The organism is Streptomyces otsuchiensis, assembly GCF_004305975.1.
GTDB classification, from domain to species: Bacteria; Actinomycetota; Actinomycetes; order Streptomycetales; family Streptomycetaceae; genus Streptomyces; species Streptomyces otsuchiensis.
In genome coordinates this window covers 1-25269 of record NZ_BHZI01000046.1, presented here as the reverse complement: position 1 = coordinate 25269, position 25269 = coordinate 1, and the positions used below count along the sequence as shown (strand labels likewise).

The 25269-nt window shown below is 71.1% G+C and carries 19 protein-coding genes and 1 riboswitch; of the genes, 12 read left to right on the top strand and 7 right to left on the bottom strand.

Features of this window, described 5'->3' with window-relative positions; genetic code table 11:
* Positions 1-293: 293 nt before the first annotated feature.
* From E0D90_RS06990 to E0D90_RS06965, 6 genes are all read left to right on the top strand, one after another.
* On the top strand, positions 294-1094 hold the full coding sequence (locus E0D90_RS06990; protein WP_130797007.1) for a sigma-70 family RNA polymerase sigma factor: 801 nt from the start codon (positions 294-296) through the stop codon (positions 1092-1094).
* Positions 1091-1375: a mycothiol system anti-sigma-R factor gene (gene rsrA / locus E0D90_RS06985; protein WP_103504797.1), complete on the top strand. Its 285-nt coding sequence runs from the start codon at positions 1091-1093 to the stop codon at positions 1373-1375. The genes E0D90_RS06990 and rsrA overlap by 4 nt, the downstream gene beginning before the upstream one ends.
* A gap of 542 nt (positions 1376-1917) precedes the next feature.
* Entirely contained in the window at positions 1918-2904 is a 987-nt protein-coding gene (locus E0D90_RS06980; protein ID WP_103504796.1) for a tetratricopeptide repeat protein, read from the top strand.
* A 265-nt stretch (positions 2905-3169) separates the two neighbouring features.
* Entirely contained in the window at positions 3170-3799 is a 630-nt protein-coding gene (def, locus tag E0D90_RS06975) for a peptide deformylase (protein WP_103504795.1), read from the top strand.
* A gap of 153 nt (positions 3800-3952) precedes the next feature.
* Positions 3953-4747, top strand: coding sequence for a D-Ala-D-Ala carboxypeptidase family metallohydrolase (locus E0D90_RS06970; protein ID WP_103504794.1), 795 nt, complete (start codon positions 3953-3955; stop codon positions 4745-4747).
* Between the two features lie 146 nt (positions 4748-4893).
* Positions 4894-5904, top strand: a complete 1011-nt coding sequence (locus E0D90_RS06965; RefSeq protein ID WP_130797006.1) for a hypothetical protein — start codon at positions 4894-4896, stop codon at positions 5902-5904.
* A gap of 140 nt (positions 5905-6044) precedes the next feature.
* Here E0D90_RS06965 and E0D90_RS06960 read toward each other — a convergent pair whose 3' ends face one another.
* The 5 genes from E0D90_RS06960 to E0D90_RS06940 form a co-directional block, all read right to left on the bottom strand.
* The gene (locus E0D90_RS06960) at positions 6045-7094 is read right to left on the bottom strand and encodes a ribonucleotide-diphosphate reductase subunit beta (RefSeq protein WP_103504792.1); all 1050 of its coding nucleotides are present in this window, start codon (positions 7092-7094) and stop codon (positions 6045-6047) included.
* Positions 7085-9475: a ribonucleoside-diphosphate reductase subunit alpha gene (locus E0D90_RS06955; RefSeq protein ID WP_130797005.1), complete on the bottom strand. Its 2391-nt coding sequence runs from the start codon at positions 9473-9475 to the stop codon at positions 7085-7087. Before E0D90_RS06955 ends, E0D90_RS06960 begins: the two co-directional genes overlap by 10 nt.
* Positions 9476-9573: 98 nt before the next feature.
* Positions 9574-9733: riboswitch (cobalamin riboswitch) on the bottom strand.
* Positions 9734-10364: 631 nt separating this feature from the next.
* Positions 10365-10565 (bottom strand): CstA-like transporter-associated (seleno)protein, encoded by a 201-nt coding sequence (locus E0D90_RS06950; protein ID WP_103504791.1) that lies wholly within the window; start codon positions 10563-10565, stop codon positions 10365-10367.
* Entirely contained in the window at positions 10562-12754 is a 2193-nt protein-coding gene (locus tag E0D90_RS06945) for a carbon starvation CstA family protein (RefSeq protein ID WP_130797004.1), read from the bottom strand. The genes E0D90_RS06950 and E0D90_RS06945 overlap by 4 nt, the downstream gene beginning before the upstream one ends.
* A 452-nt stretch (positions 12755-13206) precedes the next feature.
* Complete coding sequence (locus tag E0D90_RS06940; RefSeq protein WP_227870047.1) at positions 13207-14043, bottom strand: GntR family transcriptional regulator; 837 nt, start codon at positions 14041-14043, stop codon at positions 13207-13209.
* 233 nt (positions 14044-14276) lie between these two features.
* Between E0D90_RS06940 and E0D90_RS06935 the strand changes: the two genes are divergently transcribed.
* The 6 genes from E0D90_RS06935 to E0D90_RS06910 all read left to right on the top strand — a co-directional run bounded on the left by E0D90_RS06935 (position 14277) and on the right by E0D90_RS06910 (position 22823).
* Positions 14277-15557, top strand: coding sequence for an extracellular solute-binding protein (locus tag E0D90_RS06935; RefSeq protein WP_130797003.1), 1281 nt, complete (start codon positions 14277-14279; stop codon positions 15555-15557).
* Positions 15558-15869: 312 nt separating this feature from the next.
* Positions 15870-17135, top strand: coding sequence for an extracellular solute-binding protein (locus E0D90_RS06930; RefSeq protein ID WP_130797002.1), 1266 nt, complete (start codon positions 15870-15872; stop codon positions 17133-17135).
* Between the two features lie 101 nt (positions 17136-17236).
* Entirely contained in the window at positions 17237-18187 is a 951-nt protein-coding gene (locus E0D90_RS06925) for a carbohydrate ABC transporter permease (RefSeq protein WP_103503168.1), read from the top strand.
* A gap of 137 nt (positions 18188-18324) precedes the next feature.
* Entirely contained in the window at positions 18325-19152 is an 828-nt protein-coding gene (locus E0D90_RS06920; protein ID WP_157996825.1) for a carbohydrate ABC transporter permease, read from the top strand.
* Positions 19153-19158: 6 nt separating this feature from the next.
* The gene (locus tag E0D90_RS06915) at positions 19159-20697 is read left to right on the top strand and encodes a glycoside hydrolase family 3 protein (RefSeq protein ID WP_130797001.1); all 1539 of its coding nucleotides are present in this window, start codon (positions 19159-19161) and stop codon (positions 20695-20697) included.
* Positions 20698-21335: 638 nt separating this feature from the next.
* On the top strand, positions 21336-22823 hold the full coding sequence (locus E0D90_RS06910) for a sensor histidine kinase (protein ID WP_103503165.1): 1488 nt from the start codon (positions 21336-21338) through the stop codon (positions 22821-22823).
* A gap of 689 nt (positions 22824-23512) precedes the next feature.
* Here E0D90_RS06910 and E0D90_RS06905 read toward each other — a convergent pair.
* Both E0D90_RS06905 and E0D90_RS06900 read right to left on the bottom strand, forming a co-directional pair.
* A complete protein-coding gene (locus tag E0D90_RS06905; RefSeq protein ID WP_103503164.1) occupies positions 23513-23770 on the bottom strand; it encodes a WhiB family transcriptional regulator in 258 nt (85 codons plus the stop codon).
* Between the two features lie 338 nt (positions 23771-24108).
* A complete protein-coding gene (locus tag E0D90_RS06900; protein ID WP_103503171.1) occupies positions 24109-25077 on the bottom strand; it encodes a diacylglycerol/lipid kinase family protein in 969 nt (322 codons plus the stop codon).
* Between the last annotated feature and the right edge of the window lie 192 nt (positions 25078-25269).

Sequence of the window (25269 nt, the reverse complement as noted above, 5' to 3'; positions counted from 1 at the left end):
CGCCGCGGGTCCGTCCCCCGCCCACCGTCCGTCCCGCGCTCACCGTCCGTCCCGCGCGCCACGCCCGGCGGCGGCCTCCGTCGGGGTGACACCGCCCACACCCGGCGCGTGTCCGCCCGCGCGTCTGCTCTCGTCCCCGCCTGAGCTGCGCGTCCGTCGCCCGGCGCCCCGCCCCGGCCGCCGGCCGCCCCGGGAATGGGCGCGGGGCGGCCGGTGTTGTGACCGAATGGCAGGCGCTCCCCGGCTGATCGGTGACCGGGCGCGCACTCCCCGTCAGAGAGGAAGCCGCACCCATGGGATCGACCGCTTGCCCAGCCAGGCCGCAGGCCACCGCCGCGGAGATCGACTGGGCCACGCTGCGCCTCGCCGGGCGGGGGCCCGTCGCGCGGGCGGACGTGCCCGGTCGTCGTCTATCCTCCGAGACGAGTGAGCCCCTCACCGGGCTCTTCGCCGTCACCGAGGAGGTGGGTCCGGTCAGCACGACCGACGAGGGAGGCGCCGAGGAGAGCGCCGAGGAACGCAACGCGCGCTTCGAGCAGGAGGCGCTCGGCTTCCTCGACCAGATGTACTCGGCCGCGCTGCGCATGACGCGGAACCCGGCGGACGCCGAGGACCTCGTGCAGGAGACCTACGCCAAGGCGTACGCGTCGTTCCACCAGTTCCGGCGCGGCACCAACCTCAAGGCGTGGCTCTACCGCATCCTCACCAACACCTTCATCAACTCCTACCGCAAGAAGCAGCGCGAACCGCAGCGCAGCGCCGCGGAGGAGATCGAGGACTGGCAGCTGGCACGGGCCGAGTCGCACATGTCGACCGGCCTCAAGTCGGCCGAGTCGCAGGCGCTGGACCACCTGCCGGACTCGGACGTGAAGCAGGCGCTCCAGGCGATCCCGGAGGACTTCCGGATCGCCGTCTATCTCGCTGACGTCGAGGGCTTCGCCTACAAGGAGATCGCCGACATCATGGGTACTCCCATCGGTACGGTGATGTCCCGGCTGCACCGGGGCCGGCGACAGCTGCGCGACATGCTGAGCGACTACGCGAGGGACCGGGGGCTCGCGTCCGCAGGTGTGGAGAAGGGTTCGGAATCATGAGTTGCGAGGAGCCGCACGAGACGGACTGCGGCGAGGTTCTGGACCATCTCTACGAGTACCTGGACAGCGAGATGCCCGACGGGGACCGCGCCAAGTTCCAGGTGCACATGGACGAGTGCTCTCCGTGCCTGGAGAAGTACGGGCTGGAGCAGTCCGTCAAGAAGCTGGTCAAGCGCTGCTGCGGTCAGGACGAGGTGCCGACCGACCTGCGGGCGAAGGTGATGGAGCGGATCGAGATGATCCGCTCGGGGACGCTGCCGCCCGAGGAGCAGACCCGCTGATCCCGTCGCCGCGCGGGACAGCGCGTCCCTCCGGTGCGAATCGTGAGGTGACCGTGGAGCCGCCGGCAGGCGGCTCCACGGCCGTTCGGTGCGCCGCCCGGGTCGTCGGCGCAGACACGCCGGACGGATCGCGGCCGGTCACCCGCGTGGCAGAGTGCGGGGCGCGCCGTCACCCGCCCTGGTAGCGTCGCCGCGTCGCCCGGTCGGAGCAGTACCGGACCACCGGGCGCACGCGCTCGGCGTGGACGCGGGACCGCGCGCCGTGTGATGTCGAGGTTGCGCGCCGGGCGGCTTCGGATGGCGTGACACCCCTCCCCGTGGCCGTTGTTGGGCGCCGTGCGCGGCGTGCACGCGGTATGCGCGGCAGGGTGCCGGGCGCCGTCGGCGTCCCGGCCGGGGGACGACCGGTCGCCATCGCTCGCGCGAGCGGGCAGGCTGGCCCATGCTGAGACCAGACTCCGCCGCGCAGGGTTGGACAGGCCCCGTGGCGGACAGGAGTCTGACGGACGACAGGCTTACAAGGCGGGAGCGGACAGGGCATCGTGAGGATCTTCGGCAGGGTCCGGCAGCGGCCGTCCACCGACTGGCGGCTGGCGACCAACCGCGCCTTCGCGCTGATGGACGACGGCCGTTACGAGGACGCGGGCGCGCTGCTGACGCGCGCCGCCGATCTGGAGCCATGGCTGTCGGAGTCCTGGTTCAACCTGGCACTGCTCCACAAGTTCCGGCACGACTGGGAGCAGGCCCGCACGGCCGGTCTGCGCGCGGTCGCGCTGCTGGAGAAGAGCACCGGCGCCCCGGACTGGTGGAACCTCGGCATCGCCGCGACCGCGCTCCAGGACTGGCCGCTGGCCCGCCGGGCGTGGGCGGCCTACGGCCTGGACGTTCCCGGGGACATCTCGCAGGAGCCGCAGTCCTCCCGGCTGGGCGGCGCCGCCGTCCGGCTCTCGCCGGAGGGCGAGTCCGAGGTGGTCTGGGGCCGGCGGCTCGACCCGGCACGGATAGAGGTGCGCAACATCCCGCTGCCGTCCTCCGGCCGGCGCTGGGGCGAGGTGGTCATGCACGACGGTGTGCCCAACGGGGAGCGCACCACCGCCGCCAGCGGCTGGACCTCGGTCTTCCCCGTCTTCGACGAGATCGAACTCTGGGCACCCTCGGCGGTGCCCACCTGGGTGGTGCTGCTGGGCGCGGCCAGCCCCAAGGACCGCGACGCCCTGGAGCGGCTGGCCGCGGACGCCGGGTACGCGGCGGAGGACTGGTCCTCCTCGGTGCGGTTGCTGTGCCGGAGCTGCTCGGAGAGCCGGATGCCGAGCGAGGAGGGTGACGGCCAGGCCCAGCACGATCCGCACGACCACAGCCTGCCGGGCCGCCCCGGCCCGCTCGGCCACACCGGGGCGGGGACCCTGTGGTCACCCGAACGCGAGTGCGGCCTGGCCGCCCCGGCGCCGCTGGTCCGTGGCCTGCTGGACAGCTGGGTCGCCGACAGCCCGGACACCCGGGAGTGGCGGGACCTCGAAGAGGTCTGCTGAGCCCCCGACACCTGGACCGCGTGCCGTGCGGGCGCGCGGTTCCGCGATGTCTCCGGCGCTGCCGGAGACCGCCGTCGGCGGTGCGGGAAGGCGGCACGGTCGGGCGGTCCGGGTGGCGTCGTAAGCTGTACGCGATCCCGTGGAGACGCCGAACGCCGGTCGCCCGACCCGGCGGCACGCGTCTCCCGGCCGTGTGGCCCGTCGCACTCCGCCGCGCTCACGCGCCACGTCAGCCATGTCTTTTCAGGAAGGTGGTCCCCGGACCATGCCGCAGCAGGACACCGGTCAGCAGACCGACGCCGAGTTCGTCGACGACACCCAGGACTGCGCGGAACGGGAGCAGGCCCACCGCGAGCGGGGCACGGCGCGGCCGATCACGGTGGTCGGGAACCCGGTGCTGCACCAGGAGTGCCGTGACGTCACCGAGTTCGGGCCCGAACTGGCGTCACTCATCGACGACATGTTCGCCTCCCAGCGTGCGGCCGAGGGTGTGGGGCTGGCCGCCAACCAGATCGGCGTCGATCTGAAGGTCTTCGTCTACGACTGCCCGGACGACGACGGTGTGCGCCACGTGGGCGCCGTCTGCAACCCGGTGCTGGAGGAACTCCCTGCGGGGATGCGGGAGCTGGACGACAACAACGAGGGCTGCCTCTCCGTCCCGACCGCCTACATGGAGCTGGCCCGGCCGGACTACGCGGTGGTGCGCGGCCAGGACGCGCTGGGCAACGACATCCGGGTCCGCGGAACCGGCTACTTCGCCCGCTGCCTCCAGCACGAGACCGACCACCTCTACGGCTGGCTGTACATCGACCGGCTCTCCAAGCGCGAGCGCAAGGAGGCCCTGAAGATGATGGCGGAGGGCACCCCGCGCTATGAAACGGTGCCGAACGACTGACCGGTTCACGCCGGTCCTGACCAGGGCTGATGTGTCGTCGGCCGGTTTCCGCCAGTGGCTCGCCCACTGGCGGAAGCCGGTCGGCAGTTGACGGCGGTGGCGTCGTGGGCCAGTCTCAGAGCGCCAGTCCCCCCACGCTCCCCCGGAGGAGTCATGCTCAGACGCATGTCCCGGTACGCCCTGTCCTTTGTCATGGTCGCGACAGTCGGGCTGGTCGGCACCGCCGTCACCGCCGGCAGCGCGGTCGCCGCTCCGCTGCCGGCCGACCGCACCGTCGCGGACGACACGACACAGGACGTCGGCACGATGGACGCGTGCTACACCTGGAACCGGACCCTCAGCCAGGGCGCGTCCGGCGCCGACGTGACCCAGCTCCAGATCCGGGTCGCGGGCTACCCCGGAACCGGCCAGGTCCTCGCCATCGACGGTCAGTTCGGTCCCCACACCGCCCAGGCCGTCACCCGCTTCCAGCAGGCGTACGGCCTCGCCGCCGACGGTGTCGCCGGCCCGAACACCTTCAACCAGATCTACGCCCTGCAGAGCGCCGACTGCTCCCCGGCGAACTTCACCTTCGCCGAGCTGAACCGCTGCAACTCCAACTGGTCCGGTGGCGCCGTCGGCGCGGCCACAGCCCGTGAGAACGGCAAGCGCACCATGTGGAAGCTGCAGGCGATGCGCCGCGCCATGGGCAACGCCCCGCTGAACATCAGCAGCGGGTTCCGCTCCGTCTCCTGCAACAACGCGGTGGGCGGCGCCAGCAACAGCCGTCACCTCTACGGTGACGCCGCCGACCTCGTCGGCAGCCACTCCTTCTGCTCACTGGCACAGGCCGCCCGCAACCACGGGTTCAACGGCATCCTCGGCCCGGGCTACCCGGGGCACAACGACCACACCCACGTGGACCACCGGGCCAGCCGGTTCTGGTCCGCGCCCAACTGCGGCATCTGACGTCACCCGGCCCGTCCCGGCCCCGGCCCCGCGGCCGGTGCCCGGACGGGCCCCACCGTGACCGGCCGCTCCCGAACCCGGGAGCGGCCGGTCACGGTGGCCGTGATCCCGACCTGTCCCGCGAACCAGCCACCGGGAGAAACGAAGTGCGCCCGATCCGCGCCGCCACCCGCCACCTGGCCCTGATCGCCCTGCTGCCGCTGCTCGCCGTGGCGGCCTGCTCCGGCGCCGCCGACGACCCGGACACCGACTCCCCGGACGCCGGTGAGGCGGCCGGTGCCGAACAACGGCCCACGGACGGCGAGGACACCGACAGTCCCCACGGCGGCGGCGCCGTGGTGCCCGCCGCCTCCCTGACGGCCGGACTCGTCCTCCCGCTCGACGAGTACCGCATCTCCGACGCCGACCAGGCGGAGCTGGAGGCGGCCCGCGACCGCCTGATCAGCACCTGCATGGCGCGCCACGGCCAGGAGTACAGCCCGGCAGCCGTCACGGCCACGCCCCTGGACCCCCATCTCTATCTGTACGGGGTGGACGACGCCGAAGTCGCCGCCGAACACGGCTACATGCACCCCGTGGACCTCGACCCGGCCACCTACGCGCCGGCGTACACCGACGACCTCACCGCCGACCAGGAACTCGCCCTCCACGGCGACCCGGGGATCGACCTGGAGTTCCCCGAGACGCTGGAGGAGGCCGAGGAGATGACCGGGCCGGAGCTGAACGGCGTCCCGGTACCGATCACCGGCTGCTACGGCCAGGCGACCCTCACCATCAACCGGCCCGACGCCGACTGGGTGGACCCCACCGTCATCTTCGAACTCGCGGACGAGGCGGCCCACCACGCCGACGAGGACGAACGGCTCACGGAGCTGCTGGGCGAGTGGTCCGGCTGCATGGCCGGCCACGGCCACGAGGCCGCCAGCCCCCTCACCGTCCACGAGGAACTCGGCCTCGGAGGCGACATCTCCGGCGAACTCGCCGTGGAGGTCGCCGTCGCGGATGTCGGCTGCAAGGAGGAGACCGACCTCGTCGGCCGGTGGGCGGAGATCGACGCCGACCACCAGCGCGACGTCATCGAGGAGCACTCCGGGATGCTCGCCGAGTACCGGGCGCAGCACGAGGAACGGATGGAACGGGCCCGCGAGATGACGTGACGCGGCCCCGGACCCGACGCGCCACGGCCCCGGTTCCACCCCGCCGAGGGGAGGAACCGGGGCCGTGGCGTCCGCCGGTACAGCCGGCTCCAGCGGTCCGCCGGGGCTGCCGGCGGACCGCTGGAGCCTGTCCGTCTGGCTCAGAACTCCTCGTCGAGCGCGACCTTGCCCTCGACGGCGACCTGGTAGGCCGAGGCCCGCCGCTCGAAGAAGTTGGTCAGCTCCTGGACGTTCTGGAGCTCCATGAAGGAGAACGGGTTCTGCGAGCCGAACACCGGCTCCATGCCCAGCCGCACCAGCCGCTGGTCCGCGACGCACTCCAGGTACTCGCGCATGGACTCGGTGTTCATGCCGGCCAGGCCGTCCCCGCACAGGTCGCGGGCGAACTGCAACTCGGCCTCGACCGCCTCCTTGAGCATGTCGGTGACCTGGCGGCCCAGCTCCTCGTCGAAGAGCTCCGGCTCCTCGTGACGGACGGTGTCCACCACGTGGAACGCGAAGTCCATGTGGCAGCTCTCGTCCCGGAAGACCCAGTTGGTGCCGGTGGCCAGGCCGTGCAGCAGACCGCGGGAGCGGAACCAGTACACGTAGGCGAAGGCGCCGTAGAAGAACAGCCCCTCGATGCAGGCGGCGAAGCAGATCAGGTTGAGCAGGAACCGCCGCCGGTCGTCCTTGGTCTCCAGGCGGTCGATCTTCTCCACCGAGTCCATCCAGCGGAAGCAGAACTGCGCCTTCTCCCGGATGGAGGGGATGTTCTCCACCGCCGCGAACGCCTCGGCCCGCTCGTCCGGGTCGGGCAGGTAGGTGTCGAGCAGCGTCAGATAGAACTGGACGTGCACGGCCTCCTCGAAGAGCTGCCGCGAGAGGTACAGCCGCGCCTCGGGGGAGTTGATGTGCTTGTAGAGCGTCAGCACCAGGTTGTTGGAGACGATCGAGTCACCGGTGGCGAAGAACGCCACCAGGCGGCCGATCATGTGCTGCTCGCCCGGGGACAGCTTCGCCAGGTCGGCCACGTCCGAGTGGAGGTCGACCTCCTCGACCGTCCAGGTGTTCTTGATGGCGTCCCGGTACCGGTCGTAGAAGTCCGGGTAGCGCATCGGCCGCAGCGTCAGCTCGAACCCGGGGTCGAGCAGGTTCTTGACGGCCTTCGGCCGCGTCGGCTGGGCGGGTACGGGGGCGGTCACTGGCATGCCTCGCAGGATTCGGGGTTCTCAAGGGAGCAGGCGACGGCGTCGGCGGCCTCCGCCGTCTGCTGCGGCGGCACCGCGACGCTCACGGCGCCGGCCCGCGCGGACTGCGCGATCCGGGTGGCCGGACGCGAACGCAGGTAGTACGTGGTCTTGATGCCGCGCTTCCAGGCGTACGCGTACATCGAGCTGAGCTTGCCGATGGTCGGCGCCGCCATGAAGAGGTTCAGCGACTGGCTCTGGTCCAGGTACGGGGTGCGGTCGGCCGCCATGTCGATCAGCGCCCGCTGCGGCACCTCCCAGGCGGTGCGGTACAGGTGCCGCACGTCCTCCGGCAGCGCCGCCAGCTCCTGCACGGAGCCGCTGGCCTCGCGCAGGGCCTCACGGGTGGTGTCGTTCCACAGCCCGCGCTCCTTCAGCTCCTCCACCAGGTAGGTGTTGACCTGGAGGAACTCGCCACTGAGCGTCTCGCGCTTGAACAGGTTGGAGACCTGCGGCTCGATGCACTCGTAGACACCGGCGATCGACGCGATGGTCGCGGTCGGCGCGATGGCGAGCAGCAGGGAGTTGCGCATGCCGGTCTTGGCGATCCGGGCGCGCAGCTCCTCCCAGCGCTCGGGCCAGGTGCGCTCGGCGTCGGGGTAGTGGTCGGGGTGCAGCACGCCGCGCGCGGTGCGGGTGGCCTCCCAGCCCGCGTGCGGGCCGTGGCGCTCGGCGAGGTCCGCCGACGCGTGGTAGGCGGCCAGCATGATCCGTTCCGAGATGCGGCTGGAGAGCCGGCGCGCCTCGGGGGAGTCGAAGGGCAGCTTGAGGCGGAAGAAGACGTCCTGGAGGCCCATCAGGCCCAGGCCCACCGGCCGCCAGCGGGAGTTGGAGGCACCCGCCTGCTCGGTCGGGTAGAAGTTGATGTCCACCACGCGGTCGAGGAAGGTCACGGCGGTGCGGACGGTGTCGTCCAGCCGCTCCCAGTCCATCTCGCCGTCGGTGCCCAGATGCGCGGCCAGGTTGACCGAGCCCAGGTTGCAGACCGCGGTCTCGCCGTCGGAGGTGACCTCCAGGATCTCGGTGCACAGATTGGAGGAGTGCACCACGGCGCCCGGCTCCGCCGTCTGGTTGGCGGTGCGGTTGGCGGCGTCCTTGAAGGTCATCCAGCCGTTGCCGGTCTGCGCCAGGGTGCGCATCATCCGGGCGTAGAGCTGGCGGGCCGGGACGGCCTTGACGGCCTTGCCCTCGGCCTCGGCCTTCCGGTAGGCGGCGTCGAACTCGTCGCCCCACAGGTCCACCAGCTCGGGGACCTCGGCCGGGGAGAACAGCGACCAGTCGCCGTCCGCCTCGACGCGGCGCATGAACTCGTCCGGGATCCAGTGCGCGAGATTGAGGTTGTGCGTCCGGCGGGCCTCCTCACCGGTGTTGTCACGCAGCTCCAGGAACTCCTCCAGGTCCGCGTGCCAGGTCTCCAGGTAGACGCAGGCCGCGCCCTTGCGGCGTCCGCCCTGGTTGACGGCGGCCACCGAGGCGTCCAGCGTCCGCAGGAACGGCACGATGCCGTTGGAGTGGCCGTTGGTGCCCCGGATCAGCGAACCGCGCGCCCGGATGCGGGAGTAGGAGAGACCGATGCCACCGGCGTGCTTGGAGAGCCGCGCGACCTGGTGGTAGCGGTCGTAGATGGAGTCCAGCTCGTCCAGCGGCGAGTCCAGCAGGTAGCAGGAGGACATCTGCGGGTGCCGGGTGCCGGAGTTGAACAGGGTGGGGGAGGAGGGCAGGTAGGAGAGCGTGCTGGTCAGCCGGTACAGCTCGGCGACCTCGACCACCGCACGCTCGTTGTCGCCGTCCGCCAGGCCGCAGGCCACCCGCAGCAGGAAGTGCTGCGGGGTCTCGATGACCGCGCGGGTGATCGGGTGGCGCAGCAGGTAGCGGGACTGGACGGTGCGCAGACCGAAGTAGCCGAACCGGTCGTCGGCGCCGTCGGCCGAGGCGGACTCGGCCAGCTCGTCGAGGCGTTCGGCGTGCCGCCGCACGAAGGCGGCGGTGGAGTCGGCGATCAGGCCCTCGCGGTGGCCCACGGCCACCGAGGTGGAGAAGGAGACGGAGCCCTGTCCGGCGGCCTCCTCGCGGATGGCGAGGGTGAGCAGCCGCGCGGCCAGCCGGGAGTACTGCGGCTCGTCCGCGATCAGACCGGCCGCCGCCTCGATGGCGAGCGACCGCAACTCGGCGGCGTCGGAGCCGGCATGGCGTCCCCGCAGCGCGGCCGCGGCCACCCGGCCGGGCTCGGTCGCGGGGAGGTCGGCGGTCAGCCGGGTCAGCTCGGCGAGCAGCACGCTGCCGGGCTGGTCCTGCTCCTCGGGCGCGGCGGCTGAGACGGGCTCCGCTGGTGCGATGGTCACGCGTTCTCCCTCGTGGCTCTCGGCCTTCGCGGGATCGGGCTCGGCGCACGCGGGCACACGTCGGGGCCGCGTCCGCGGGCCCAATCCACGAGGCCCGGACGTCATCACGCTCTCGTGCAGGTGCTCGGGCTTCGCGCCACGCCGAAGTGGCGCACACCGTTGCGGGACAGCCCCGGATTCACACCGGATTCCCCTGCTGCGACAGCACGGCCGATCATACATCTGGGGGCCGATGGCGCACGCACCCCCATATCTTGTGTCAGTGGTGTGTCGGGGGGTGACGTCGTGGTAGGCGGGGACGCCGACCGGCCCCGGGTCCCGGGGCTCCCGAAGGGCCGCCCAGGGCGGCCCCGGAGGGCGCGCGGCGGCGGTTCTCGGCGGTGGGCCGGGACGCGGCGTGGAGGCCGTTTCCCCGGGGCGTCACGCGGCCCGCGGGCGAAGCGGCGGCCAAAGGATATGCCCCCGCGCCGGGCCGTGCCGACGCCGCCCGGCACCCCCGGACCGGGTGCCGGCGGCGGGTGCGTCGGGGCGCCGGGAGGGGGCCCGCGAACTCGGTTCCCATGACCTGCGGTTGCTCGCCGGACGGGTGACGCGTCCGCCCGTCGCGGGGGATACGTGAGATGGATCGCGTCCCGGGACCGCCCGCGCGTGGCGCGTCGGAGAATCGTTACGGCAGGCGTTCGAGACCCCGCTCGCGCGGGGGAGTTGTGGCCGAGATCACCGGTTCGGCGCAACGGCGGGGCGCGCCACGCGGCACATGCTTCTTTCTAAGCGGCGGAACCAGACCACGAACCGGGCCGTCCCGACGGAAAGTTTCCGTCGGGACGGCCCGGTCGCGGGCGCGGCGGTACGGCTTCGAGCGCCGGTGGTGCCGGCCACCACGGATGGATCAGCAGCAGCGGCCGCCGCCGTTGGGTCTGGCGGCGCGGGCGTCGGCGCGTTCCCGCTCGAACTCCCGGCGGGTCATGACCGCCGCCGCCGGGTCCTCCCGGCGCGCCCGCTCGGAGTAGCGCCGGTAGGCGTTGTCGCCGGTCAGTTCACCGGTGAGCTCGGTGAGGTACCACCACAGCCCGCGTGCCGCCCGCCTCATCGGCCCTCGCCCTCCTCCGGTTTCGGTGTGGGGCCGTACTCGCCGGGAACTCCGCCGGTGGACGGCAGCCCGGCTGCCTCCAGTTCGGCCCGCTCCTCCCGGGTCGCCAGGATGCTGTCGGGAGCGATGATCCGCGACGGCTCGTGCGGTGCTTCCAGGTCCACCACCTCGTCGGGGCGGCGGACCGCCTTCAGGCAGACCCGGCCGGCGTCCACGATGATGATGATGACCAGCACCGCGAAGACGGCCGAGATGAGGCCGTTCACCGTGGCGTTGGTGACGACGGTGCGCATCTGGTCCTCGGTCTGGCCGCCGATGGACTCGCCCGCGTTGATCGCGTCCCGGTAGAGGGACCGCTGCGCGAAGAAGCCGATGTTCGGGTCGGCGGAGAAGACCTTCTGCCAGCTGGCAACCAGGGTCACGACCGTGATCCAGGCCAGCGGAACGCCGGTCACCCAGGCGTACTTGAGCCGCCCGGACTTGATCATCAGCGTGGTGCAGATCGTCAGCGCGATGGCGGCGAGCAGCTGGTTGGAGATGCCGAACACCGGGAACAGCGAACGGATTCCACCGAGCGGGTCGTTGACGCCGACCCACAGGAAGTAGCCCCACAGCCCGGCCACCACCCCGCTGGCGAGCCAGACACCCGGCTTCCAGGAGTGGTCGCGGAACTTCGGGTTGGCCTTGCCCGCCACCTCCTGCAGCATGAAGCGGCCGATCCGGGTACCGGAGTCGATCGTGGTCAGGATGAACAGGACCTCGAACATGATGGCGAAGTGGTACCAGAACGCCATCGCCGACTGGCCGCCGAGGAAGTCGGCGAAGATGACCGCCACACCCATCGCGAAGGTCGGCGCACCGCCGGTCTTGGACAGCAGCGACCCCTCCTCGACCGAGTCGGCCGCCGCCTGCAGCGCCTCCGGGGTGATCACGTAACCCCAGCTGCTGATGGTGTCGGAGGCGGACTGGACGGTGTCACCGATGACCGACACCGGCGCGTTCATCGAGAAGTACAGCCCCGGGTCGAGCACACAGGCGGCGATGATCGCCAGCACCGCGACCGAGGACTCCATCAGCATGCCGCCGTAGCCGATCGGCCGCACCTGCGGCTCCTTCTGGAGCATCTTCGGTGTGGTGCCGGAGGCGACCAGGGCGTGGAAGCCGGACAGCGCGCCGCAGGCGATGGTGATGAAGACGAACGGGAAGAGCGACCCCGCGAAGACCGGGCCGTCGCCGCGGCTCGCGAAGTCGGTCACCGCCTCCATCTTCAGCGTCGGGTTGGCGATGAGCACACCGACGAAGAGCAGGCCGATGGTGCCGATCTTGAGAAAGGTCGAGAGATAGTCGCGCGGCGACATCAGCAGCCACACCGGCAGCACCGAGGCGATGAAGCCGTACGCGACCAGCCAGCCCACCAGGGCCTGCGGGGAGAGGGTGAAGAAGTCCGCCCAGCCGGACTCCGCGACCCAGCGGCCCGCCACGATGGAGAAGAGCAGCAGGGCCACGCCGATCACCGTGACCTCGGCGACCTTGCCCGGCCTCAGGTACCGCAGGTACAGGCCCATGAAGACCGCGACCGGCATCGTCATCGCGGTGGAGAAGGTGCCCCACGGCGACTCGGCCAGCGCGTTGAGGACCACCAGCGCGAGCACGCCCAGCAGGATGATCAGGATGGCGAAGACCGCGACCAGCGCGGCGATGCCGCCGACCGGGCCGATCTCGTCCCGGATCATCGAGCCGAGCGACTTCCCGTTGCGCCGGGCGGAGAAGAACATGACGACCATGTCCTGCACCGCGCCGGCGAAGATCACGCCGGCGATGATCCAGATGGTGCCCGGGAGGTAGCCCATCTGCGCGGCGAGGACCGGGCCGACCAGCGGGCCGGCGCCGGAGATCGAGGCGAAGTGGTGACCGAGCAGCACCCGGCGGTCGGTGGGGTGGTAGTCGACGCCGTCGTTGAGCCGCTCCGCGGGCGTCGCCCGGGTGCGGTCCACCTTCAGGGCGCGGTAGGCGATGAACTTGGAGTAGAACCGGTAGGCGACGGCGTAGGAGCCGAGGGCCGCCGCGACCATCCAGGCGGCGGACACCTCCTCGCCCCGCGAGAGCGCGAGCACGGACCATGCGACGGCGCTGACCAGCGCCACCGTGGTCCAGATGACCACCGTCTTGATACGGACCTGTTGGAGCATGGGAGTGTCCCGTTCCCTGTCGTCGGCACTGACGGACCGGGGCGTCCCCGGTCGGCCCTGGGGGACCGGTGCGCGAGCCGGACGGGAGGGCCGGGCGGCTCGTCTCTCCGTGCAAGATCCACCGGAGACGCCTCAGGGCGGAATCTAAGCGCGTAACCACCGGTAAAGCCATGGTCAGGACGGCGTTGTGGATATCCGCCGCGCCCGTGCGCCGAGCGGTCGCCGAGCGGTCGTGAGCCGCGCCCGGCGGTCGTTGTCCGCGACGAACGGTGCCGGGCCCGTGACGGTGGTCACCACGGAGGGCGGTTTTCGGCCGAACAGGCCGGATCGCCTTGCCGGCGGGACGGCCTGCCGGAACGCGCGGACGCGCGCCCGTGGGTACGGGCGCGCGTCCGTGAGGGCGCTGCGGGCGGGGCCGGCAGCCGCCGCCCGGGGTGGGGCCGCGGGGTGGCTCAGCCCCGGGGGCGCTCCAGGTTGGCGACGAACTTGTAGCGGTCGCCCCGGTAGACCGAGCGGACCCACTCCACCGGCTCGCCGGAGGAGTCCCGTGAGTGCCGGGAGAGCATCAGCATCGGCAGGCCGACGTCGGTGCCCAGCAGCCCGGCCTCGCGCGGGGTCGCCAGCGAGGTCTCGATCGTCTCCTCGGCGTGGGCGAGATGGACGTCGTACACCTCGTCCAGCGCCGCGTAGAGCGAGGTGTAGCGCACCAGGCTGCGGCGCAGCGCGGGGAACCTGGCCTGCGAGAGGTGGGTGGTCTCGATGGCCATCGGCTCGCCGCTGGCGAGCCGCAGCCGCTCGATCCGCAGCACCCGGCCGCCGCGCGGGATGTCCAGCAGTTCGCCGAGCCGGTCGTCGGCGGTGATGTAGCCGATCTCCAGGAGCTGGGAGGTGGGCTCCAGCCCCTGCGCGCGCATGTCCTCGGTGTAGGAGGTGAGCTGGAGTGCCTGCGAGACCTTCGGTTTCGCGACAAAGGTGCCCTTGCCCTGGATGCGTTCCAGCCGTCCTTCGACGACCAGTTCCTGGAGCGCCTGGCGGACCGTGGTGCGGGAGGTGTCGAACTCCGCGGCGAGGGAGCGCTCCGGCGGGACCGGGGTGCCCGGGGGCATGGTCTCGGTCATCTCCTGCAGATGCCGCTTCAGACGGTAGTACTTTGGTACTCGCGCGGTGCGGGTACGGTCGGCGGCGTCGGCTCCCGGCGTGCCCGTCGAACCGAGCGGGCCGTGGGTGGCGAAGGGGCCCTTGTCGGCCCGTGTGCCACGCCTTCCGGGGTCCTTCTGTGGTGGGGTCACCGGCTTCCTCCGAAACTTCGCGGCCCATATGGTGGCACGGTCTGGACCAGTGCCGCTTCATCGTGCAGGTGTCGGTCCGATAACGGACACCTGCGGTGTGGGGTGGGCCACTTGACACCTGAAAGTGGTCTAGTCCACGCTGCAGGTCGACTGGTCTACACCTGTTGACTACACCACTAAAGGCCGTCCCGTGACCAGGCGCAAGGGGTCCGGCCTCCCCCGAGGAGGGTGACGTGAAGCGCAAGCTGATTGCGGCCATAGGCGTGGCGGCGATGGCGGCCTCTGTGGCCGCGTGCGGTTCCGGTGACGACGGCGGCAACGGCGGCGGCAGCGGTGGCGGTTCCGCCGATGCCATCACTGTCTGGCTGATGCAGGGCTCCGCTCCTGACGAGTGGCTCGACGAGCTGAACTCGGCGTTCGAGGAGGAGCACGACGTCAAGGTCAACGTGGAGATCCAGGAGTGGAACGGCATCCAGGAGCGCGTCACCACGGCGCTCTCCGAGGACGGCACCGTTGACGTCCTGGAGCTGGGCAACACCCAGACCCCGGCGTTCGCCGACTCCACCGGTCTGGCCGACCTGACCGACATCAGGGGCGACCTCGGCTACGACGACTGGTTCGAGGGCCCGCTGGCCACCGCGGAGCTCGACGGCGCGCTGTACGCGGCGCCCTGGTACACCGCCAACCGCGCGGTCATCTACGACAAGGACATCTGGGCCGAGGCCGGCGCGGAGGTGCCCACCACCCGCGAGGAGTGGGTCGAGGCCCTCCAGCTCATCGAGGACAACACCGACGCCGAGCCCATCTACCTCCCGGGTCAGAGCTACTACATCCTGGGCGGTTTCATCTGGGACGAGGGCGGCGACTTCGCGGTCGAGGACGGCGACGGCCTGGTCGGCGGGCTGAACACCCCCGAGGGTCAGGCCGGCATGGAGTTCTACGCCGAGCTGCAGTCCTTCTCCGACTCGCCGACCGACAACGACGAGGCCAGCCCCCAGCAGGCCACCGAGGTCATCCCGCAGGGCGAGGTCGCGACCTGGATCGGTCTGCCCTGGGAGGCCTCCGGCGCCATCGAGGCCCTGGAGGACGCCGGCCGCGACGCCAACCTCGGCTACTTCCCGATCCCGGGCAAGACCGCCGACGCCCCCGGCCAGGTCTTCCTGGGCGGCTCCAACCTCGCTGTCGCCGAGCGCGCCGGTGACAAGGAGCTGGCGCAGGAGTGGCTGAAGATGGCCACCTCCGCCGAGTGGATGACCAAGTTCGCCGAGGCCACGCCGATGCTGCCCAACCAGCAGAGCGCGCTGCCCGACGCGGAGGAGGGCTCCTTCGTCGAGGTCATGGGCCAGGCGGCGGACTACGGGAACTTCCCGCCGCTGGTGACCGGCTGGGCCAACGTCGAGGTCGTGCCCAACCCCATCAAGGAAATGATGACCGCCGTGCTCAACGGTGAGGACTTCGAGACGGCCGCCACCACCGCGGACGACGAGATCACCGACCGGATCAACCGCAACTGATCCACCCCGCGCCCCCGTGGGACCGCCGCCTCGCGGCGTTCCCCGGGGGCACGGTCGCGGACCCCCGCGACCGCCCCGCTCCGGGGCGCGGCCAGGGCCGCCCGGGGCCCGCGGACGAGCGCACCGCACCGCGTTGCCGCAGGTGAAACGGGCATGTCGGTCCGATAACGGAACTCCGTGGCCGCACTGGACTCCCTTGACACTCCAATCCCGCCTGACCCAGTCTTCACACAAGTGGTCTACACCACTCGACGCACAGAGAGGGCCGCCCCGCCGGACGCGAGCGGAGAGCGGCCGCCCCGGGAGGGTGACGTGAAGCGCAAGCTGATTGCGGCGACAGGCGTGGCGGCGATGGTGGCCTCGGTGGCCGCCTGCGGCAGTGGTGAGGGCGGGAGCGACGGCGGCTCCGCCGACTCGATCACGGTGTGGCTGATGCAGGGCTCCGCTCCTGACGAGTGGCTCGACGAGCTGAACTCGGCGTTCGAGGAGGAGCACGACGTCAAGGTCAACGTGGAGATCCAGGAGTGGAACGGCATCCAGGAGCGCGTCACCACGGCGCTCTCCGAGGACGGCACCGTTGACGTCCTGGAGGTCGGCAACACCCAGACCCCGGCGTTCGCCGACTCCACCGGGCTGGCCGACCTGACCGACATCAGGGGCGACCTCGGCTACGACGACTGGTACCAGAGCACGCTCGCCACCGTCGAGTTCGACGGCGCGCTGTACGCGGCGCCGTGGTACACCGCCAACCGCGCGGTCATCTACGACAAGGACGTCTGGGCCGAGGCCGGCGCGGAGGTGCCCACCACCCGCGAGGAGTGGGTCGAGGCCCTCCAGCTCATCGAGGACAACACCGAATTCGAGCCCATCTACATGCCGGGCCAGAACTTCTACGTCTTCGCGGGCTTCGTCTGGGACGAGGGCGGCGACTTCGCGGTCGAGGACGGCGACGCCTGGGCCGGCGCGCTCAACACCCCCGAGGGCCGGGCGGCGATGGAGTTCTACGCCGAGCTGCAGTCCTTCTCCGACTCGCCGACCGACAACGACGAGGCCAGCCCCCAGCAGGCCACCGAGGTCATCCCCCAGAGCCAGGTGGCCACCTGGATCGGCCTGCCCTGGCAGGCCGAGGCGGCCATCGAGGCCCTGGAAGAGGCCGGCCGCGACGCCGACTACGGCTACTTCCCCATTCCGGGCAAGACCGCCGACACGCTCGGCAGCGTCTTCCTGGGCGGCTCCAACCTCGCCGTCGCCGAGCGCGCCGGTGACAAGGAGCTGGCGCAGGAGTGGCTGAGGATGGCCACCTCCGCCGAGTGGATGACCAAGTTCGCGGAGGCCACCCCGATGCTGCCCAACCAGGAGGCGGCCCTCCCGGAGACCGAGCCCGGATCGTTCGTCGAGGTGATGGGCGAGACCGCGGAGTACGGCGACTTCTTCCCGCTGGCCCCCGGCTGGGCCAACGTCGAGGTCGTGCCCAACCCCATCAAGGAAATGATGACCGCCGCGCTCGACGGCGCCGACTACGAGAGCGCCGCCACCACCGCGGACGCCGAGATCACCGAACGCATCAACCGAGACTGACCCGCCGGTCACGGGGCCGCCCCACCGGCGGCCCCGAGACCCGTATCCACCCGCACGGCCTTGACCGTGCGCCCTGAGCCCGACCCCCGAGGAAGACGCCGATGAGCGCAGAGACACCGGACGTGGTGGCACCACCTGACCGCAAGCGGGGAGGCAAGGGGCTGGGCACCCGCCTCCTGCCCTACCTGCTGATCGCCCCGGCGTTGATCGCGCTCGGCGTGGTCCTCGGCGGCGCCCTCTTCCGTAACGTCCTGATCTCCCTCCAGGAGTTCGGTCGGCGGCAGCTCATCTCCCGCACCACCGAGTGGACGGGCCTCGACAACTACAGCGAGGTCCTCACCAACGAGCGGTTCTGGTCCACCCTCCTGCGCACCTTCGTCTTCATGGCCGCCAACGTGGTGCTGATCATGGTGATCGGCACCCTGTGCGGCCTGCTGCTGATGCGGCTCGGCAAGCGGATGCGGCTGGTCTTCTCGATCTCGCTGGTGCTGGCCTGGGCGATGCCGATCATCCCCAGCACCACCGTCTTCCGCTGGATCTTCGACACCCAGTTCGGCCTGATGAACTGGCTGATGCGGACCCTCGGCTTCTCCGGGTACGAACAGCACAACTGGTTCGACTCGGGCTTCTCCACCCTCACCATCGCCAGCCTGCTGATCGTGTGGATGTCCGTCCCGTTCGTCGCGCTCAACCTCTACGCCGGGCTCACCACCGTCAGCGGCGAGATCTACGAGGCGGCACGGATGGACGGCGCCTCCGCCTGGCGGATCTTCTGGTCCATCGTGCTGCCGATCATGAAGCCCTTCTTCCTGATCACGACGTTCCTGGAGATCATCTGGGTCTTCAAGGCGTTCGCGCAGATCTACGCCCTCAACGGCGGCGGTCCCAACCGCTCGTCCGAGACCCTGCCGGTCATGGCCTTCGTCGAGGGCATGGGCCAGCAGCAGTACGGCGTCGCCGCCGCCATCTCCGTTCTGACCCTGCTGATCCTGATGGTCGCCATGTCCTTCTACTTCCGCCTGATCCTCAAGCAGGAGAAGGAGCAGTCATGACCCCCGACAAGATCACCGACCGGATCAGTGACGTGAACATCTCGGGGCCGGGCGGGGCGCCCCCAGCCGGCGACCCGGTACGCCAGACCGTGGCCGGTACCGCCCGCTCCGGCGGCACGGGCGGCGGAGCCCGCGCGCTGCGCGCCAAGCGGTTCGGCAAGATCTGGCCCAACGTGACCGCGCTGCTGCTCTCGCTGCTCTTCATCTTCCCGGTCTACTGGATGTTCGCCAGCTCGCTGAAGCCGCGCGGCGACATCCTCACCCGGGACCCGGTCTTCTTCTTCATCCCCACCCTGGAGAACTACACCCGGGCCATCGAGGTCGACCTGTTCTGGACCTATGTCCGCAACAGCCTGGTCGTCACCCTCGGCGCGGTCTTCCTGGCGCTGCTCGTCGCCCTCGCGGCCGGCTTCGCCATCGCCCGGATGAAGTTCCGGGGCCGCCGCGGCATGGTGCTGGTGGTGATGATGGCCCAGATGGCTCCCTGGGAGGTCCTCATCATCGTGATGTACCTCAACGCCCGGGACCTGGAGATGCTCAACAGCATCCTGACGCTGACCCTCATCTACTTCGTGATGGCCCTTCCCTTCACCCTGTGGACACTGCGCGGCTTCATCGCCGCGGTGCCGAGGGAACTGGAGGAGGCCGCGATGATCGACGGCTGCACCCGGACCCAGGCGTTCTTCCGGGTGATCTTCCCGCTGCTCGCCCCCGGTCTGATGGCCACCTCGATCTTCGGCTTCATCATGGCGTGGAACGAGTTCCCGATGGTGCTGGTGCTGAACAAGTCGCCCGAGGCGTCCACGCTGCCGCTGTGGCTGGCCTCCTTCCAGACCCAGTTCGGCAACGACTGGGGCGCGACGATGGCCGCCTCCATGCTGGTCACCCTGCCCGTCCTGATCCTCTTCCTCATCCTCCAGCGACGGGTCACCGGCGGCATGTCCGCCGGAGCCGTGAAGGGATAGTCACCCATGACCGCGCCGGTCTCCGCCACCGACAGCCTCACCCGTGACGCCCTGGCCGTCCTCCAGCCCGCCTTCGCGGGCACCGACACCGCGCCCGCCTGGCTGCTGCGGCTGATGGAGAACGGCATGACGGGGGTCGGGCTCTTCGGCCGCAACGTCGTCTCCCCGGCCCAGCTGACCTCGCTCACCGGCCAGCTGCGCGCCGCCAACCCGCACGCCCTGATCTCGATCGACGAGGAAGGCGGCGACGTCACCAGGATGGAGGTCGGCGGCGGCTCCTCCTTCCCCGGCAACCACGCCCTCGGCGCCGTCGACGACCCCGCCCTCACCCGGGCCGTCGCCACCGAGATGGGCCGACGGCTCGCCGCGTGCGGCGTCACCGTCAACTGGGCGCCGTCCGCCGACATCAACTCCAACCCCGACAACCCGGTCATCGGCACCCGGTCCTTCGGCGACGACCCCGCCCTCGTCGCACGCCACACCGCCGCGTTCATCGAGGGAACGCAGTCCACCGGCGTCGCCGCCTGCGTCAAGCACTTCCCGGGCCACGGCGACACCGATGTCGACTCCCACCTCGCGCTGCCGCGGATCGGCGTCGACCTGGAGACCCTGCACGCCCGCGAACTGGTCCCCTTCCGGGCCGCCGTGGCCGCCGGGACCCGCTGCGTGATGAGCGCCCACATCCTGCTGCCCGCCCTCGACCCCGAACTGCCCGGCACGCTCAGCCCCGCCGTGCTGCACGGTCTGCTGCGCGCCCCCGCCACCGACGGCGGCCTCGGGTTCGACGGCCTGATCTTCACCGACGGCATGGAGATGGACGCCATCGCCGCCACCCACGGCATGGAGCGCGGCACCGTCCTCGCCATCGCGGCGGGCGCGGACGCCATCTGCGTGGGCGGCACCGCGTGGGAGGAGGACCAGGTCCTGGCCCTCCGTGACGCGCTGGTCGCCGGAGTACGCACCGGCCTGCTCACCGAGGAACGCCTGCACGAGGCGGCCGAACGCGTTCGCGACCTCGGCCGCTGGACCGTCGCCGCGCGCGAGCGCTCCACCGCCGGTGAACCCGCCCCCGGTGTCGGCCTGGAGGCGGCCCGCCGCGCGCTGACCGTCACCCGTCCCGCCGGCCGTCCCGCCGCCGTGCCCGGCGGCCCGGCCCACGTCGCCTCCTTCAACCCGGCGACCAACATCGCCGTCGGCAGCGAGACCCCCTGGGGCCTCGCGGCCGAACTGGGCCGGCTGCTGCCCGGCACCACGGAGTCCGTCCACACCCCCGACAGTGCCCCCGGACGCTCCGCCGCCGACCGCGCCCGGGAGATCCTGGACGCCGCCGGGGAACGGACGGTCGTCGCCGTGGTGCGCAGCGCGCACCGCCACGCGTGGATGGCGCAGACCGTCGACGCGCTGCTCGCCGCACGGCCGGACACCGTGGTGGTGGAGATGGGCGTGCCCCAGGCCACCCCCGCCGGTGCTCCCCATATCGCCACCCACGGGGCCGCCAGGGTCTGCGGACAGGCCGCCGCCGAGGTCATCGCCGGGGTCGGCTGACCGCCACCTCGTGGTGACGCCGTGCGGTCGTCACGCCGCACAGCCGCACAGTCGTACACCGCCCGGACCGGCCCCGCCATGCGGGACGGGTCCGGGCGGTTCGCTTGTACGGGAGGTGTACGTGCGTGGGCTGTGCGTACGGGAGGTGTACGTGCGCGGGGTGAACCCGCGCTGGCGGATTCAGGCGTGAGGGCGCTCCAAGCAATGAGCGCGCCGACCTCGGGGCGGTCCCGTGTGCCGGAAGGTGGCGGAGCCGCTGACGTGCCGCCCGCTGCCGGCCCAGGTACGGCCGGTCTGCCGGTGATCGCTCGGAGCGTCGCGCCCCGGGGACACCCACGGGCCGCGGCGCCAGTCAGGGACCCTCAGCCCTGCCGGCACCGCAGCCCGGAGCGATCCGGCCCGGGCGCCGTCAGGGCAGAGAGCGCCGGGCCCGGCTCTGCTCTCCTGTGCGGGGAGAGCAGAAGTATGTGGTGGTCTCGTCATTGTGGACTGGACCACTGGGTTGTGTCCATGCTCTGAACGGTTTCTTCCACCGTGCGTGACGCATCTCGCTCCATGCCGTCGTTTCTTGTGCCCCGGCGCACTCCCGGACCGCCATCTTCCGGCCACGCGCCGGTAAGCTCACCACCGTGCCCTCCATGAACGACCTCGTGCGTCAGCACACCGATCTCGGTGAGCCCGAACTCGACTGGCTCCATCTGCTCGTCTCCGAGTGGCAGTTGCTCGCCGACCTCTCCTTCGCCGATCTGGTGCTCTGGCTGCCGACGCGCGACGGGACCCGCTACGTCTCGATCGCCCAGATGCGGCCGAACACCGGGCCCACCAGCTACCAGGACGACATGGTCGGGCATCTGGTGCCGCGCGGGCGCAGGCCGCTGCTGGACGCCGCGCTGGACGAGGGCCGCATCGTGCGCGAGGGCGACCCGGAGTGGCGCGAGGAGGTCCCGGTCCGGGTGGAGTCCATCCCGGTGCGCCGGGAGGGCCGCGTCCTGGGCGTTATCGCGCGCAACACCAACCTGCTGACGGTGCGCACACCGAGCCGGCTGGAGCTGACCTACCTGCAGAGCGCCTCCGACCTGGCGCAGATGATCGCCGCCGGCAGCTTCCCCTTCCCCGGGCAGCAGGTCGGCATGGACCGCGCACCACGGGTCGGCGACGGCTTCATCCGGCTCGACGCCGAGGGCTCCGTGCAGTACGCCAGCCCCAACGCCCTCTCCGCCTACCACCGTCTGGGCCTCGCCGCCGACCTGGTCGGCCTGCCGCTGGGCCCGACCACCGCGCAGCTGGCGCCTACCCGGGGGCCGGTGGACGAGTCGCTGGTGAAGCTGGCCAGCGGCTACGCGCCCCGCGAGACGGAGATCGACGGCGGCGACTGCGTCATCCAGCTGCGCGCGATCCCGCTCAAGCCCAAGGGAGAGCGGGTCGGTTCGCTGATCCTGCTGCGGGACGTCACCGAACTGCGGCGCCGTGAGCGGGAGCTGATCACCAAGGACGCCACCATCCGGGAGATCCACCACCGGGTGAAGAACAACCTCCAGACCGTCGCCGCGCTGCTGCGGCTCCAGGCCCGCCGGATCGGCCCCGGAGGCGAGGGCGGCGCCCGGGAGGCGCTGGAGGAGGCCGTGCGCCGCGTCGGTTCCATCGCCATCGTCCACGAGACGCTCTCGCAGAACCTCGACGAGCGCGTGGAGTTCGACGAGATCACCGACCGGGTGCTCGGCATGATGGCCGAGCTGTCACCCGGGCGCGTGACGATCCGGCGCACCGGCCGCTTCGGCATCCTCGACGCGGAGACGGCCACGCCGCTGTCGATGGTGCTCACCGAGATCCTCCAGAACGCGCTGGAGCACGCCTACGGCCCCGGCGACCAGGGCACGGTGGAGGTCTCCGCCACCCGCACCGAGCCGGACCGGGTACGGGGCGCGGGCCGGCTGATGGTCACCGTCGAGGACGACGGGCGGGGGCTGCCCGAGGACTTCGACCTCGCGGGCGCCTCCAGCCTCGGTCTGCAGATCGTGCGGACCCTGGTGGAGGGCGAACTGGGGGGCCGGTTCGACATGGTCCCGGCCGCCGGCGGCGGCACCCGGGCCGTCGTGGACCTCCCGCTGGAGCCGGCGGGCCGCTGAACGGGTCCTGGGCCGTGCGGTTCTCCCGCCTCGGTGCTGCCTCTAGGCGGGTGTCCGGCCGGTATACCGGTCACGGTTCGTGGCAGGGCCGGATCGGCCCGCTCGGGGCGGACTCACGGCCGGCGGGGACCAGTCGGTGCGTCGCGAGTGAGTGAACGTTCGATAACCAGATCCGCGATGCGTGCGGTAATGCCGGATTCTCCCCGACCCGTACGGATGTCGGTTTCGGATAAAGCGGGATCGCGTTCAACCGCGAGGAAAGCCCGGGCACTTCAGGGGCGGCCCACAACCGGATAATCCGCTTGCCGGGAAGGCGCGCGCGGGAAGATCTCCGGTCGCCGATGCCGGAACTTCTTCCCGTTGTGCCGGAGTTATCCGCCGGGTCGCGCGCCCTCGCCGCGCTGTGCGCGCCGGAGTGACGGAGGCGGGCGCGGGGGAGCGGCGAGGCGCGGAGTGCGCCGGGCGCGGGTGCCTGCGCGGCGGCCGGGGGACGGCCGGGGGCAACGGATCGTCGGCACACACGCGTTGGCCCCGGATCGCAGGGCGTGCGATCCGGGGCCAATGGCGTGGTGCGGGCCCCCGGCCGTGAGGCCGGTGACCGTTGTCCAGTCTTCGGTGATGCTTTACAGCGCGGACGCTGCGTGCTGCGGCTCGGGGCAGCGGTGACGCTCGGCCGTGGGCCGTCAGCGTCAGGCGTTGGCCTTGCGGGCCCGGTTGCGAGCGGCGCGGCGCTTCATCGCGCGGCGCTCGTCCTCGCTCAGCCCGCCCCAGACACCGGAGTCCTGGCCGGACTCCAGCGCCCACTGCAGGCACTGCTCCATGACGGGGCAGCGGCGGCAAACTGCCTTGGCTTCCTCGATCTGCAGCAGCGCAGGACCGGTGTTGCCGATGGGGAAGAAGAGCTCGGGGTCTTCTTCGCGGCAAACGGCGTTGTGACGCCAGTCCATGTCTGCTCCATCTCCTGCAGGTTGCAGTAACATTGCTTGTGAATGTGAACGCTTTCACGAATCCCCTCGGAGAGCAAGAAGATCTGGAAGATCTGTCTCCGGGAGGGCCGTGTCGTTCCCCACACTCGGGCGGGGAGTCAGGGCGAATCGGTGTGACGTTGGAGCCGATGTGTCGGCTGTCCCGATCGCCATGTAGAGGTTCGCAAACCTCGACGGCTGATACAACCCCTTCTGAAAAGTTTTTTTTGAATCCTTGGTGTCGGTTAGCTCACAGCCCTACTTCTCCTGGGTGGAGACTGGCCTAAACGTTCGACTGAAAGGATTTTGAGGGGATCGACTCACACAATCACACGCAGTGCACGGGGTACGCCTGTGAAGTCCACGCTGGTACGCACTCCCAGGTGGTCGCCGTCCAGTTGAAAGGGCAGCGGAGCCTGCGAATGCAAGGTGAACTCGCTCACGTCGTGCAGCGACGCGACATGCTTCCCCTGCGGCCCCCGCTCCGGGGTGGAACGCAGCAGCTGAGCGCCGTACCGGGTGACCGCGGCGGACGACAGCTTGGAGAGAGCCAGCACGTCGAGGGCGGTGTCGAAGGAGGTGCCGGGCACCGCGTACACCGGCTTGTTGCCCAGGTAGGTCCACGGAGCGGTGTTGCAGACTATCGAGACGACCAGATCCTCCACCGGAGCATGACCGGGCCGCTCCAGCGTGATCGTGCCCCGGCTGCGGCGCGGGTCGTGCACGAAGTGGCTCAACACCTGGCGCATGTACAGCGCGTGGGTCGAGCGCTTGCCGCGCTCCCGCTGCTGTTCGACCCGCCCGATCACTCCGGCGTCGAAACCCAGCCCCGCGCAGAACGTGAACCAGCGCGGCGGCACCTCCGCGTCCTCGCTGCCGGGCGTCCCGGAGGCCCGCCCCAGCCCGATCGTCCGCTCGCTGCCGTCGGCCAGCGCCGACAACAGCGCGCCGGTGGCCTCCACCGCGTCGTTGGGCAGCCCCAGCGCGCGGGCGAAGACATTGGTCGAACCACCCGGCACCACGGCCAGCCTCGGCAGCGCGGCGACATCCGGACCGTGGGTCAGCAGCCCGTTGACGACCTCGTTGACGGTGCCGTCGCCGCCGAGCGCGATCACCAGCTCGACATCGCCCCGTTCGGCCGCCGCGCGGGCCAGCGAACGCGCGTGACCGCGGTGCTCGGTGGCGGCGACCTCCAGCCGCAGATCGCTGGCGAGCGCGTGGCTGATGACATCGAGGGTCCGGGCACTCGTAGTGGTTGCTGCCGGGTTGACCACAAGGAGCGCGCGCATGAAGTGCAGCGTACCCATCGTGGCGGCGCCGCCGAGCCGCCAGGTCCGGCCCGGCCGTGGTGCGCCGCTCCCCGGACGGCGACCCCGCGACCCACGGTGATCGCGCCCCGGGCCGATACGCTGGCCGGGTGAGCGAGAAGTCTTCCCCCGGCCCCCGGACGCGACGGCCTGCCGACGGCACCCCCGCACCGC

Excerpts from the sequence above, each read along its gene's own strand:
- E0D90_RS06970 (WP_103504794.1), top strand. The coding sequence starts at position 3,953 with ATGCTCAGACGCATGTCCCGGTACGCCCTGTCCTTTGTCATGGTCGCG.
- def (WP_103504795.1), top strand. The coding sequence starts at position 3,170 with ATGCCGCAGCAGGACACCGGTCAGCAGACCGACGCCGAGTTCGTCGAC.
- E0D90_RS06945 (WP_130797004.1), bottom strand. The coding sequence starts at position 12,754 with ATGCTCCAACAGGTCCGTATCAAGACGGTGGTCATCTGGACCACGGTG.
- E0D90_RS06910 (WP_103503165.1), top strand. The coding sequence starts at position 21,336 with ATGAACGACCTCGTGCGTCAGCACACCGATCTCGGTGAGCCCGAACTC.
- E0D90_RS06915 (WP_130797001.1), top strand. The coding sequence starts at position 19,159 with ATGACCGCGCCGGTCTCCGCCACCGACAGCCTCACCCGTGACGCCCTG.
- E0D90_RS06905 (WP_103503164.1), bottom strand. The coding sequence starts at position 23,770 with ATGGACTGGCGTCACAACGCCGTTTGCCGCGAAGAAGACCCCGAGCTC.
- E0D90_RS06950 (WP_103504791.1), bottom strand. The coding sequence starts at position 10,565 with ATGAGGCGGGCGGCACGCGGGCTGTGGTGGTACCTCACCGAGCTCACC.
- E0D90_RS06900 (WP_103503171.1), bottom strand. The coding sequence starts at position 25,077 with ATGCGCGCGCTCCTTGTGGTCAACCCGGCAGCAACCACTACGAGTGCC.
- E0D90_RS06960 (WP_103504792.1), bottom strand. The coding sequence starts at position 7,094 with ATGCCAGTGACCGCCCCCGTACCCGCCCAGCCGACGCGGCCGAAGGCC.
- rsrA (WP_103504797.1), top strand. The coding sequence starts at position 1,091 with ATGAGTTGCGAGGAGCCGCACGAGACGGACTGCGGCGAGGTTCTGGAC.
- E0D90_RS06990 (WP_130797007.1), top strand. The coding sequence starts at position 294 with ATGGGATCGACCGCTTGCCCAGCCAGGCCGCAGGCCACCGCCGCGGAG.
- E0D90_RS06925 (WP_103503168.1), top strand. The coding sequence starts at position 17,237 with ATGAGCGCAGAGACACCGGACGTGGTGGCACCACCTGACCGCAAGCGG.